Source organism: Rathayibacter sp. VKM Ac-2927 (genome assembly GCF_022815525.1).
Taxonomy (GTDB): Bacteria; Actinomycetota; Actinomycetes; order Actinomycetales; family Microbacteriaceae; genus Rathayibacter; species Rathayibacter festucae.
In genome coordinates, this window is record NZ_JALGRT010000001.1 from 803,191 (window position 1) to 815,188 (window position 11,998).

Below are 11,998 nucleotides of genomic sequence, written 5' to 3' on the forward strand. Positions count from 1 at the left end.
AGACGGGGAGTCGTCAGATGCTGGCGCGGGATCAGATGTCGTCGACGGAGGACGACTCGAACCGGGAGGAGATGTTGATGCCGAGCTCCTCCGCGGCGCGGTAGACCTCGTCATCCGTGTCGCGCAGGCTGACCGCGGTGCCGTCGGCCGAGAGGACCTCGACGTTCAGGCACAGGGACTGCATCTCCTTGATGAGGACCTTGAAGGACTCCGGGATGCCCGGCTCCTGGATGTTCTCACCCTTGACGATGGCCTCGTACACCTTCACGCGGCCGAGGATGTCGTCCGACTTGATGGTGAGGAGCTCCTGCAGCGCGTAGGCGGCACCGTAGGCCTCGAGGGCCCACACCTCCATCTCGCCGAAGCGCTGGCCGCCGAACTGCGCCTTACCACCGAGCGGCTGCTGGGTGATCATCGAGTACGGGCCCGTCGAGCGCGCGTGGATCTTGTCGTCGACGAGGTGGTGCAGCTTCAGGATGTACATGTAGCCGACCGAGACCGGGTCCGGGAAGGGCTCTCCCGAGCGGCCGTCGAACAGCTGCGTCTTGCCGGACGAGCCGATCAGGCGCTCGCCGTCGCGGGTCGGGGTGGTGGAGTCGAGGAGCCCTGCGAGCTCCTCCTCCGCCGCACCGTCGAACACCGGGGTGGCGACCTTGGTGCCGGGAGCGGCCTCGCGGGCGTGCTCGGGCAGGCGCTTGGCCCACTCGGGCTTGCCCTCGACCTTCCAGCCCTGCTTCGCGATCCAGCCGAGGTGGATCTCGAGGACCTGGCCGAAGTTCATCCGGCCGGGGACGCCGAGCGGGTTGAGCACGATGTCGACCGGGGTGCCGTCGGCGAGGAACGGCATGTCCTCGACCGGCAGGATCTTCGAGATGACGCCCTTGTTGCCGTGGCGGCCGGCGAGCTTGTCGCCCTCGGTGATCTTGCGCTTCTGGGCGATGTAGACGACCACGCGCTGGTTGACGCCCGAGCCGAGCTCGTCGTCGCCGTCCTGCGCGTCGAACACCTTGACGCCGATGATCGTGCCCTGCTCGCCGTGGGGCACCTTCAGCGACGTGTCGCGGACCTCGCGGCTCTTCTCGTTGAAGATCGCGCGGAGCAGGCGCTCCTCGGCCGAGAGCTCGGTCTCGCCCTTGGGCGTGACCTTGCCGACGAGGATGTCGCCGGGGCGGACCTCGGCGCCGATGCGGATGATGCCGCGCTCGTCCAGGTCGGCCAGGAGCTCCGGGCTGACGTTGGGGAGGTCGCGGGTGATCTCCTCCTTGCCGAGCTTGGTGTCGCGGGCGTCGACCTCGTACTCCTCGATGTGGATCGAGGAGAGGACGTCGTCCTTCACCAGGTTCTGGCTGAGGATGATCGCGTCCTCGAAGTTGTGACCCTCCCACGGCATGAACGCGACGAGCAGGTTCTTGCCGAGCGCGAGCTCGCCGTTCTCGGTCGCGGGACCGTCGGCGACGATCTCGCCGACCTCGATGCGCTCACCGGCGGAGACGACCACGCGGTTGTTGTACGAGGTGCCCTGGTTCGAGCGGTCGAACTTGCGCAGGAAGTAGGTCTGCGTGCCGCCCTCGTCCAGCTGGACGGTGACGGAGTCGGCGGAGACCTCCTGGACCACGCCGGCCTTGTCGGCCGTGATGACGTCGCCGGCGTCGATGGCCGCGAAGCCCTCCATGCCGGTTCCGACGACGGGCGACTCGCTGCGCAGCAGCGGGACGGCCTGACGCTGCATGTTCGCGCCCATGAGCGCGCGGTTCGCGTCGTCGTGCTCGAGGAACGGGATCAGCGAGGTCGCGACCGACACCATCTGGCGCGGGGAGACGTCCATGTAGTGCACGCGCTCGGCGTCGACGAGCTCGACCTCTCCGCCCTTGGGGCGGACCAGGACCTTGCCCTCGGCGAAGCGCATGTCGGAGGTGAGGGGGGCGTTCGCCTGGGCGACCAGGTACTCGTCCTCCTCGGACGCGGTGAGGTAGTCGATCTGCGCGGTGACGACGCCGTCGACGACCTTGCGGTACGGGGTCTCGATGAAGCCGAACGAGTTGATGCGCGCGAAGGACGCGAGCGAGCCGATCAGGCCGATGTTCGGGCCTTCCGGGGTCTCGATCGGGCACATGCGGCCGTAGTGCGACGGGTGGACGTCGCGGACCTCGACGCCGGCGCGCTCACGGGAGAGACCGCCGGGGCCGAGTGCCGACAGGCGGCGCTTGTGGGTCAGACCCGCGAGCGGGTTGTTCTGGTCCATGAACTGCGACAGCTGCGAGGTGCCGAAGAACTCCTTGATCGCGGCCACCACGGGGCGGACGTTGATCAGGGTCTGCGGGGTGATCGCCTCGATGTCCTGCGTGGTCATGCGCTCGCGGACCACGCGCTCCATCCGGGACAGGCCGGTGCGGACCTGGTTCTGGATGAGCTCGCCGACCGCGCGGATGCGGCGGTTGCCGAAGTGGTCGATGTCGTCCACGTCGAGGCGGAGGTCGACCGCGGCGCCGTCGCGCACACCGGGCAGGTTGGTGCGGCCGTCGTGCAGCGCGACCAGGTACTTGATGGTCGCGATGATGTCCTCGACCGTGAGCACCGAGTCGGACAGCGCCTTGTCGATGCCGAGCTTGCGGTTGATCTTGTAGCGGCCGACCTTGGCGAGGTCGTAGCGCTTGCTGTTGAAGTAGAAGTTGTCCAGCAGCGCGCGGGCGGCCTCGGCGGCGACCTGCTCGCCCGGGCGGAGCTTGCGGTAGATGTCGCGGAGGGCGTCCTCCTTGGTGAGGATGTTGTCCTTCTCGAGGGTCAGCTCGATCGACTCGTAGCCGGCGAACTGCTCGAGGATCTCCTCGCTCGTCAGGCCCAGGGCCTTGAGGAAGACCGTGACCGACTGCTTGCGCTTGCGGTCGATGCGGACGCCGACCTGGTCGCGCTTGTCGATCTCGAACTCGAGCCAGGCACCGCGGCTGGGGATGACGCGGGCGGAGTAGATGTCCTTGTCGGACGTCTTCTCCTGCTGGCGCTCGAAGTAGACGCCCGGGCTGCGGACGAGCTGGGACACGACGACACGCTCGGTGCCGTTGATGATGAACGTGCCCTTCTCCGTCATCAGGGGGAAGTCGCCCATGAAGACCGTCTGGGTCTTGATCTCACCCGTGAGGTGGTTCATGAACTCGGCCTCGACGTACAGCGGAGCGGCGTAGGTCTTGCCGCGCTCCTTGCACTCCTCGATCGTGTACTTCTCGGGCTCGAGGTACGGGTTCGTGAAGCTCAGCTGCATCGTCTCGCTGAGGTCCTCGATCGGGGAGATCTCCTCGAAGATCTCGTCGAGTCCGGAGTTGGCGGGGAGATCCTCCCGGCCGACGGCCTTCGCCTCGGCGACGCGGGTCTTCCACGCCTCCGAGCCGACGAGCCAGTCGAAGCTCTCGGTCTGCAGCGCGAGCAGATCCGGAACCGTCAGGGTGTCGCTGATCTTGGCGAACGAGAGACGCGAAGCTCCGCGTCCGTTCTTGGGTGAGGTGGTGGTTGCGTTGGGCGCAGCAGCCAAGGAAGGAACCTCCGTAGACCCTCGCGGGTCTCAATCTGTGGGATGTGTGGAGTGGGCTCCCGCCGGGCGGGCCGACACGTCCTGCTCCCCTGCCGTGACCGCGGTGACGCGGCCGCAGCGACGAAGCGACCGGTTTGACGCGGCCTTCGGGGCGGGGGCTAGAGTGTGGCATCGGCATCCACCATCTGATGCCGGGTTCCGATGGCTGGTCGACCGCAATATGACGACTCGGCACTCGGGAGCGCAAAGTACAACTATAGATGCACCGCGCCACGCCGCGCAAGTGCAGGTGCTTGCGTCCGGCACGGGGCTCGGGTATACGGCCGGGTCGAGGGTCCCGCCCTCCCCGCCTCCCCCGCTCCGCCTCCCGTCCTGCGCGGCAAGGCAGACTGGTCGGATGGCCGAACGCACCGGTCGCCGACGCGGCGACGACTCCGAGCACCCCCGCGCCGTGCTCGCCAGCGGGTTCCTCGCGCAGATCGAGCCCGACCGGCACTCCGCCGACGCGGCGACCCTCGTCGTCGACGGCACCCCGCAGTCGCACGTCGACCTCGCCGACCCGACGCACCTCTCCTTCGAGTACGTGCGGCGGATCGGCCACGCGATCGACCTGCTCGCGCCCGAGGGCGAGGCCGTGACGGCGCTGCACCTGGGCGCCGGCGCGCTGACCCTCCCCCGCTACGTGGCGGCGACCCGGCCCGGCTCACGGCAGCAGGTCGTCGAGATCGAGGCGGCGCTGGTCGACCTGGTGCGGGAGGCGCTCCCGCTGCCCCGCGGCGCGCAGATCCGGATCCGCCAGGGCGACGCCCGCGAGGTGCTCGGCAAGCTGCCGCCGGGGCTGCTCGGCACGGTCGACGTCGTCGTGGTCGACATCTTCTCCGGCGCCCGGACGCCCGCGCACGTCACGAGCGCCGAGTTCTACCGCGAGATCGCTCCGCTGCTCGCGCCCACCGGGGTCGTGGCGGTCAACGTGGCCGACGGCGGGGCGCTGGCCTTCGCCCGGGCTCAGGCCGCCACGCTCGCGGCGGTCTTCGCGCACACGGCGATCATGACCGACACCCAGATGCTGAAGGCCAAGCGCTTCGGCAACGTGGTGATGCTCGCCTCGCCCTCCCCGCTGCCGGTGGACGGGCTGCCGCGGCGGCTGGCCTCCGACCCGGCGCCGGCGAAGCTGGTGCAGGGGCGCGAGCTGGAGAACTTCCTCGGGGGCGCCTCGGTCGTCACCGACGACACCGCCACGCCGTCGCCGCTGCCGGCGCGCAGCATCTTCCAGGTCCGCCGGGGCTGAGCGCGCCCGGGCCGGGCGGCCCGGCCCGGTTGCCCGTACAGTGGACGGGGGCCAGAGCCCCCTCCGTCCTCTCGCCGCCGCGTGCGCCGATCCGGATCCGCATCCACGAGGAAGAACCGCCCTGAGCATCATCATCCGCCACGACCCCGCGACGCTCCGCGAGGAGATCGACGTCGACGCCGCCCAGGACCGCCTGGAGGAGATCGGCGCGCTGCGCTCCCTCGCCGCGCTCACCGAGAAGGCCGAGCTGCTGCGCCTGCTCGGCCGCCTCGACGAGGCCTGGGACATCGCCACCGAGGCCGTCCGCCGCACCCGGTTCTCCGGCGACCGCGCCGAGCTGCTCACCGCGCGCGTCCGCCGCGCGCGCCTGATGCAGCTCCGCGACCGCTCCGACGAGGCACTCTCCGAGCTGACGCTCTGCGTCGAGGAGGCGCGCACGCACGAGTGGCACGTCGAGCACTCCTTCGCGCTCAAGCACCGCGGGCTCGCGCTCTTCGAGAGCGGCGAGTACAGCCAGGCGGCGCGAGACTTCGACGCGGCCACCGCGCTCGGCGAGCGCGTCGGCGTGGAGGAGGAGGAGCTCGAGGTCGCGCGCCTCGGCTTCGCCGCCGCGTCCGAGTTCCAGGACGAGTCGACCCGCGGCCCCCGGGCGGACGGCGCCGTGCGCGGCCGCCGCCGCGCCGAGGGCGACGAGGCCTGAGCCCCGGAGCCGATCCGACCGATGGCTGAGCTCGACCAGGTCGCCCGCTGGGCGGACGCGCTGCTGCGCGAGCACCTGGACGACTCGTGGAGCTTCGCCTTCGATCACGCCCGCACCCGCGGCGGCGCCTGCCACTGGAAGGACCGGCGCATCACCGTGTCGCGGCACCTCGCCGCGCGGTGGAGCGACGAGGAGGTGCACCAGACGCTGCTGCACGAGGTCGCGCACGCGCTCGCCGGCCCGAAGGCCGGCCACGGTCCGGCCTGGCGGCGGGCGGCGACGGCACTGGGCTACACCGGTGACCGCACGCACAGCAATCCGACCGCGGACGAGCTCGCCCCGTGGGTCGGCAGCTGCCCGAGCGGGCACCTCTTCTACCGGCACCGCCGCCCGAGCCGGCCGCTGGCCTGCGGGAGGTGCGCCCGGCGCTTCGAGCCCGCGAACGCGATCGAGTGGCGGCGCCGCGAGGTGCCGGCGCGACCGGCCGCGAGCGAGCGCTCGGCGTGAGCGAGGGCGCACCGCATCGCGTCGTCCGCGGCCGGGTGCCGAGCACCGGGCAGTGGCTGGTCGACGCGGGCGGGCTCCGCTGGTGGTTCGACTCCGGGAGCCTGGCGCTCGACTTCGCCTGCACCGGGCCGCTGCGCGGGATCCCCGGCGAGCGCCTCGACTCCGACGAGGCCCTGGCGGCCTGGCTCGCCGAGCGCTTCGACGCCGTCGACGCCACCGCCCGCGACGCGCGGCTCGACGACGCGCTGATGCTCCGCGGCGCCGTCTCCCGGCTGGCCGTCGCCGCGGAGCGCGGTGCCGCGGGCGACCCGGCGGACGTCGACGTCGTCAACCTCTTCGCTGCGATGCCGGACGTGCCGCCGTCGCTCTCCGGCGGCTCGCGCCAGGCCGGCCGCTCGCACGCGGCAGCGCGGCAGGCGCTCTCGACCCTCGCCCGCGAGGCGGTCGACCTGCTCGGCGGCGGCACCCCGGGGCGGCTGCGCCGCTGCGACGCGGAGGACTGCCGCATCCTCTACCTCGACACCTCCCGGGCCGGCTCGCGGCGCTGGTGCTCGATGCAGCGCTGCGGCAACCGGGCGAAGGTCCGCGCGCACCGGCGCCGGAGCGCCGAGCGCGCGGACCGCGTCGAGGGTTAGTCGACGACCTTCACGTCCTTCCAGAACGCGAGATAGCCCGAGAAGTCCTTGCCGACGCGGTCGAACGCGGTCGGGTACGGCGTCGGGTAGGACCAGGCGCGGTCCTTGAGCATCCCGTCGTCGGACTTCACATCGTAGTACTGGGCCTCGCCCTTCCACGGGCAGGTGTACTGGGTGCTGCTCGGCACCAGGTAGTCGTTGTTCACGCTCGTGGGCGGGAAGTACCAGTTGCCCTCGATGGAGATGAGGTCGGAGTCGGGGGCGTCGGCGATGACGACGTCGTTGAGGACGGCTTTCATTCGGGCCAGCTTTCCTGTCGCGGAGACGGTCGGCGGAGGCGGTCCTCCGCTCCCGGGGAACGCTACGCCGCTCCGCCCTTACCGGTCGAGAGCGGCCGCACCCCTTGCGGAGACGCTCAGGCGCGGTCCGTCAGCGCGGGGAGCGCAGGACCGTCACCGTGTCGACGGTGTCCGCGCGGGCGGCGGCGGAGATCTCCGCCCCGCGGCCCTGCGCCGTGAGCAGGCGGCCGGTGGCGGAGGCGGTCAGCAGGTGGACGCAGGCGCGGCGGAGACCCTCGTAGGACGCCGAGGCGACGGCCGCGTCGGGCGAGACGTGGTCGATGCCGAGTCCGATCAGGGCGTCGATCAGCGCGCCCGCGGCCAGCTGGTCCTCCACGGCGAAGCGCGGCTCGCCCGCCGCGTCGACCTCGCCGACGGCGACGACATTGACGCTGGTTCGCCCGCCGTTCTCGTGCTGGCGCTCGAGGATCCAACGGGCGACGGCGGTGCGGTCGGCCAGGCCGGCGCGGACGACGTGGCCGCCGATCGCGTCGGGGTCGATCACGTCGTCCGCTCCTCCCGGGAGCGCGTCGACCAGCACGGTGATGTGTGCCGGGGCGAGGTCCCGGAGGCCTCGGGCGCCCCAGTCGAAGCGGATCTGGTACGACCCCTGGTCGAGGGCGGCGGCCGGGGCGGCGGCGGTGCGGTCGGAGTCGGGGAGCGCGGCGTTCACGCCTCCACGGTACCGACCGCTCCGCCGCCGCCTACACGCCCGCGGCTCGGCGCGCACCCGGTTCCCGCCCGGGAGAACCCGGAGGAGGATGGTCCCCGTGAAGGTGATGCTCAAGCACGTGCTCGACACCGACCCCGACTCCGCCTGGCGCGCCCTGCAGAGTCCCGCCGTGTTCCGCGAGGTGATGTCCCCGTTCCTGACCGCCGCGTCCCTCGACGAGGGCGGCTTCCGGCCGACCTGGGGCCTCGGGCCGCACGACGTCGCGATGGACGCCCTCGGGATCGTGCCGGTGGGCGCGCAGGAGATCGACCTCTCCTACCGCCGCGTCCCGTCGATGCCCGACGTCCGGATCCTCCGCGACAACGGCGCTCCGCTGTCCGGCGCGCTGCGGCTGATCACCGCGTGGGACCACCGGATGGCCGTCGCGCCGCTCCCGGACGGGCGCACGCTCTTCCGCGACCGGCTGGAGTTCAGCGCCGGGCTCGCCTCGCCGGCGCTCTGGCCGTCGATGTGGGCGTTCTGGCAGTGGCGCGGGATCCGCATCCGCGCCCTGGCTCCGACCTGGCGCCACGACGTCGGCGCCGATACCCGCCCCCGAGGAGAGGACGCACCGTGAGCCCCGACGGATCGGCCGAGGAGGCCGTCGAGCTGTCCCGCGCAGACCTGCTGCGCTTCCGCTGGCCCTCCGGCGAGGACGACGGGAGCGAGGACGAAGACGCCGTGTCGCCGCGGCGCCGGCTCGCCTCCGCCATCGAGGTCGCCGACTGGCGCCGCCACGTCCAGGCGATGTACGCCGAGGTCCGCCGGCTGTCGAACGTCGACCTGCTCGCCGCGCACGCGTCGTGGATCCGGGCCCGCAACGCGCTGTTCGACCGCCACCCCGCCACTCCGCTGCTGCCCGCCGACCGGGCGCACTTCCGCTCGCTGCCGATCGCACCGTACGACGCGGCCTGGCGGTTCGAGCTCGAGGTCGCGCCGGCCGAGGAGGCACGGCGGATGGACGTGGAGACCGGGACGGACGGCGTCGTGCCGTTCGAGCTGGTCGGGACCGTCGAGGTCCCCTCCGCAGGGACCCTGGACGTCTGGAAGCTCGGCTCCTACGGCGGCGGGCTCTTCGTGCCCGTCAAGGACGCGCTGGCCGGGACGCCGGGCGGCACCTACGGCGGCGGGCGCTACCTGCTCGACACCGTGAAGGGCGCCGACCTCGGCACCGGAGCGACGCCGTCGACGCTCGTGCTCGACTTCAACTTCGCCTACAACCCCTCCTGCGCGTACGACCCGGCCTGGGCCTGCCCGCTCGCGCAGGCCGGCAACACGCTGCCGGTCGAGGTGCCGGTGGGCGAGCGCTACAGGGGCTGACGCGGCGCCGACATGCTGATCGAGTAGCCCTCGCAGAGGGCGTATCGAGATCCCGTCGCCGATGCTGACCGTTCTCGGAGGCTCCGCCGATAGCCTCCGGGCGGCGCGCCCCCGCGCCGGAAAGCAGGAATCAGCATGCCCCGACCCGTCCTCCTCGTCACTGGAACCTCGACCGGCATCGGCCGCGCGACAGCGATCGAGGCCGCCCGCTCGGGCTGGCAGGTGGTCGCGACGGTCCGCGACGTGGAGCACGCCGACGGACTCCGCGAAGCGATCGGCGGTGCCGGGGTCGAGCTGGACGTGCAGCGGCTCGACGTCACCGACTCCGACTCCGTCACCGCGTGCCTCGAGCGGATCCAGTCCGTGCACGGCGGGCTCGACGTCCTGGTGAACAACGCCGGCGCAGGTCACGTCGGCATCACCGAGCTCGAGGACCCGGCCGAGCTGCGCCGCGTCATGGAGGTCAACTTCTTCGGCACGGTCGCCGTGACCCGCGCCGCGCTGCCGCTGCTGCGCTCCTCGCGCGGTCGGATCGTGACGGTGTCGAGCGTCGGCGGCGCCGTCGGCCAGCCGTTCAACGAGGACTACTGCGCCGCGAAGTTCGCGATCGAGGGCTTCTTCGAGGCGCTCGCGCCCGTCGCCGCGGCCGTCGGCGTGCACGTCTCGCTGATCGAGCCGGGCGCGGTCCGCAGCAGCTTCGTCGAGAACGTCGGCATCGACTCCTCCGCTCTGATGGCCGAGGCCGGCCCCTACGCCGGCGCGCTCGGCGCCTACCTCGACCGCACGGCCTCCGCCTTCTCCTCCAGCCACGCCCAGGAGCCGGCGGAGGTCGCCGCCGTGATCCTGCAGACCCTGCGCGATCCGGAGCCGCCCTTCCGGGTGCAGACCTCGGACTGGGCGCGGGACTTCGTCGGCCTGAAGCTGGCCGACCTCGACGGCTCCCGCGTGCAGTCGACCATGCGGGGATGGATCGGCACCCACTAGGGTGGGAAGGTGCGAGCGCGACGACTGCGCTCCCCCGCGTCGTAGAACGCCCATTTTCCGTTGCGGATCCCTCTGGATCCCGACCATCTGGCGCACGTGCATGAGGCCCCCGGCCGCGCGCACCGCTTCGTACGGCGAACGGATGTGACCACCGTCACCTTCGCCCGAACAGCCGATCACCCGCGCCCGGCCACCGCCTGCGCTGTCAGATCGGCATGATGCCCCGAAAGGCACCATCCATGTCGACCATCCCCACCTTCGCCGCACTCGGCGTCCCCGCACCCCTCGTCACCGCCCTGACCGCGAACGGCATCACCGAGCCCTTCCCGATCCAGGTGGACACGCTCCCCGACACCCTGAACGGCCGCGACGTGCTCGGCCGCGGCAAGACCGGCTCCGGCAAGACCCTCGCGTTCGCCATCCCGATGGTCGCCCGTCTCGGCGGCGCGCTCGCCGGCGGACGCCGCCGCCCGGGTCGCCCGCTCGGCCTGATCCTCGCGCCGACCCGCGAGCTCGCCACGCAGATCACCGCGGCCATGCAGCCCCTCGCCGACGCCTACGGCATCGTCACCACCACGATCTTCGGCGGCGTCTCGCAGCAGCGCCAGGTCGCCGCGCTCAAGCAGGGCGTCGACATCGTCGTGGCCTGCCCCGGCCGCCTCGAGGACCTGATGAAGCAGGGCTTCGTCAACCTCGACGCCGTCGAGATCACCGTGCTCGACGAGGCCGACCACATGGCCGACCTGGGCTTCCTGCCCGTCGTCACGCGCATCCTCGACAAGACCCCCCGCGGCGGACAGCGCCTGCTGTTCTCGGCCACGCTCGACAACGGCGTGGACAAGCTCGTGAAGAAGTACCTGCAGAACGAGGTGCTGCACTCGGTCGACGAGGCGAACTCGCCCGTCGCGCTGATGACCCACCACGTCTTCGAGGTCGACGGCCTCGACGCCAAGAACGCCCTCGTGAAGACCCTGGCGTCCGGCACCGGCCGCCGCATCCTCTTCATGCGCACCAAGCACCACGCGAAGAAGCTCGCCAAGCAGCTCACCGGCCAGGGCATCCCCGCCGTCGACCTGCACGGCAACCTCTCGCAGGTCGCCCGCGACCGCAACCTCGCCGCCTTCGGCGCCGGCACCGTGAAGGTGCTCGTCGCCACCGACGTCGCCGCCCGCGGCGTGCACGTCGACGACGTCGAGCTGGTCATCCACGTCGACCCGCCGATGGAGCACAAGGCGTACCTGCACCGCTCGGGCCGCACCGCCCGCGCCGGCAGCGAGGGCGACGTCGTCACCGTCGTGCTGCCCAGCCAGCGCGGCGACGTGAAGACTCTCCTGCGGAAGGCGGCCATCCAGGTCACCCCGCAGCTCGTCACCGCCGACTCGGCCGCCGTGTCGAAGCTCGTCGGCGACGTCGCGGCGTACGTCACCCCGACCGCCGTCGTCGAGCCCGTCCGCGGCCAGTCGCAGGGCGGCCGCTCGCAGGGCGCCAACGCGCAGCGCAAGCGCGCCGCGCGCACCGACGGCGGCACCGCCCCCCGCGGCGGACGCGGTGAGCGCTCGGCGGCTCCCGCCGGCGCCGGCTCCGACCGTCCCCGCCGCGGCACCGGCGGGAGCTCCGACGGCGCCGCTCGCGGCGGACAGCGCGGCGGCCGCGGCCGCTCCGCCGCCGCAGCGACCACCTCGGGCGGCTCGCGCTCGTACTACAGCACCGGCTCGGGCTCCGGCAGCTCCGCCCCGGCCGGCGCCGAGCGCCGCCCTGCGCGACGCGCTCAAGGCTGAGCCCATTTGCGCGCCGCGTGGCGGCGCGCCGCGGTCGGCTGGGTGGACGGTCGCGTTCCGCAGAGCGGGTTGCGAACGGCTACGGCGATTCGCTTGGCACGCGAATCGCCGGTCCGCCTCGTGAGGGGCGGCTGGTCCGGGTGCGCAGCGTCTGACGACGTGCGCGTGCGCCGACGACTGCACTAAGCCAGTCAGTGAAGGCCGGGATGTCCT

The 11,998-nt window shown here is 72.2% G+C and carries 11 protein-coding genes; 8 read left to right on the plus strand and 3 right to left on the minus strand.

Going from position 1 to position 11,998, the window contains the following annotated elements:
- Nucleotides 1-31: 31 nt before the first annotated feature.
- Entirely contained in the window at nucleotides 32-3,523 is a 3,492-nt protein-coding gene (gene rpoB, locus MT353_RS03830) for a DNA-directed RNA polymerase subunit beta (protein WP_123702077.1), read from the minus strand.
- Nucleotides 3,524-3,920: 397 nt separating this feature from the next.
- Here rpoB and MT353_RS03835 point away from each other — a divergent pair, with 397 nt between their 5' ends.
- From MT353_RS03835 to MT353_RS03850, 4 genes are read left to right on the plus strand one after another with little or no spacing between them, the layout of a single operon-like run.
- Complete coding sequence (locus MT353_RS03835) at nucleotides 3,921-4,811, plus strand: spermidine synthase (protein WP_123445023.1); 891 nt, start codon at nucleotides 3,921-3,923, stop codon at nucleotides 4,809-4,811.
- 40 nt (nucleotides 4,812-4,851) lie between these two features.
- Nucleotides 4,852-5,511, plus strand: coding sequence for a hypothetical protein (locus MT353_RS03840; protein ID WP_185019941.1), 660 nt, complete (start codon nucleotides 4,852-4,854; stop codon nucleotides 5,509-5,511).
- A 21-nt stretch (nucleotides 5,512-5,532) separates the two neighbouring features.
- A complete protein-coding gene (locus MT353_RS03845; protein WP_243615311.1) occupies nucleotides 5,533-6,018 on the plus strand; it encodes a SprT-like domain-containing protein in 486 nt (161 codons plus the stop codon).
- A complete protein-coding gene (locus tag MT353_RS03850; RefSeq protein ID WP_243623624.1) occupies nucleotides 6,015-6,653 on the plus strand; it encodes a CGNR zinc finger domain-containing protein in 639 nt (212 codons plus the stop codon). The genes MT353_RS03845 and MT353_RS03850 overlap by 4 nt, the downstream gene beginning before the upstream one ends.
- Here MT353_RS03850 and MT353_RS03855 read toward each other — a convergent pair.
- Nucleotides 6,650-6,952 carry a DUF427 domain-containing protein gene (locus tag MT353_RS03855; RefSeq protein ID WP_123445021.1) on the minus strand — a complete coding sequence of 101 codons (303 nt, stop codon included), beginning with the start codon at nucleotides 6,950-6,952 and terminating at the stop codon, nucleotides 6,650-6,652. The genes MT353_RS03850 and MT353_RS03855 overlap by 4 nt on opposite strands.
- Nucleotides 6,953-7,082: 130 nt before the next feature.
- On the minus strand, nucleotides 7,083-7,664 hold the full coding sequence (locus tag MT353_RS03860; RefSeq protein WP_243623625.1) for a 2-phosphosulfolactate phosphatase: 582 nt from the start codon (nucleotides 7,662-7,664) through the stop codon (nucleotides 7,083-7,085).
- An 88-nt stretch (nucleotides 7,665-7,752) separates the two neighbouring features.
- On the opposite strand from MT353_RS03860, the gene MT353_RS03865 reads away from it, so the two are divergent.
- From MT353_RS03865 to MT353_RS03880, 4 genes are all read left to right on the plus strand, one after another.
- Entirely contained in the window at nucleotides 7,753-8,280 is a 528-nt protein-coding gene (locus MT353_RS03865) for a hypothetical protein (protein ID WP_243623626.1), read from the plus strand.
- A 170-nt stretch (nucleotides 8,281-8,450) separates the two neighbouring features.
- Nucleotides 8,451-9,023, plus strand: a complete 573-nt coding sequence (locus MT353_RS03870; protein WP_243623777.1) for a DUF1684 domain-containing protein — start codon at nucleotides 8,451-8,453, stop codon at nucleotides 9,021-9,023.
- A 135-nt stretch (nucleotides 9,024-9,158) separates the two neighbouring features.
- Nucleotides 9,159-10,007: an SDR family oxidoreductase gene (locus MT353_RS03875; protein WP_243600543.1), complete on the plus strand. Its 849-nt coding sequence runs from the start codon at nucleotides 9,159-9,161 to the stop codon at nucleotides 10,005-10,007.
- Between the two features lie 239 nt (nucleotides 10,008-10,246).
- Nucleotides 10,247-11,785 carry a DEAD/DEAH box helicase gene (locus tag MT353_RS03880; RefSeq protein ID WP_132436051.1) on the plus strand — a complete coding sequence of 513 codons (1,539 nt, stop codon included), beginning with the start codon at nucleotides 10,247-10,249 and terminating at the stop codon, nucleotides 11,783-11,785.
- The last annotated feature ends 213 nt before the right edge of the window (nucleotides 11,786-11,998 follow it).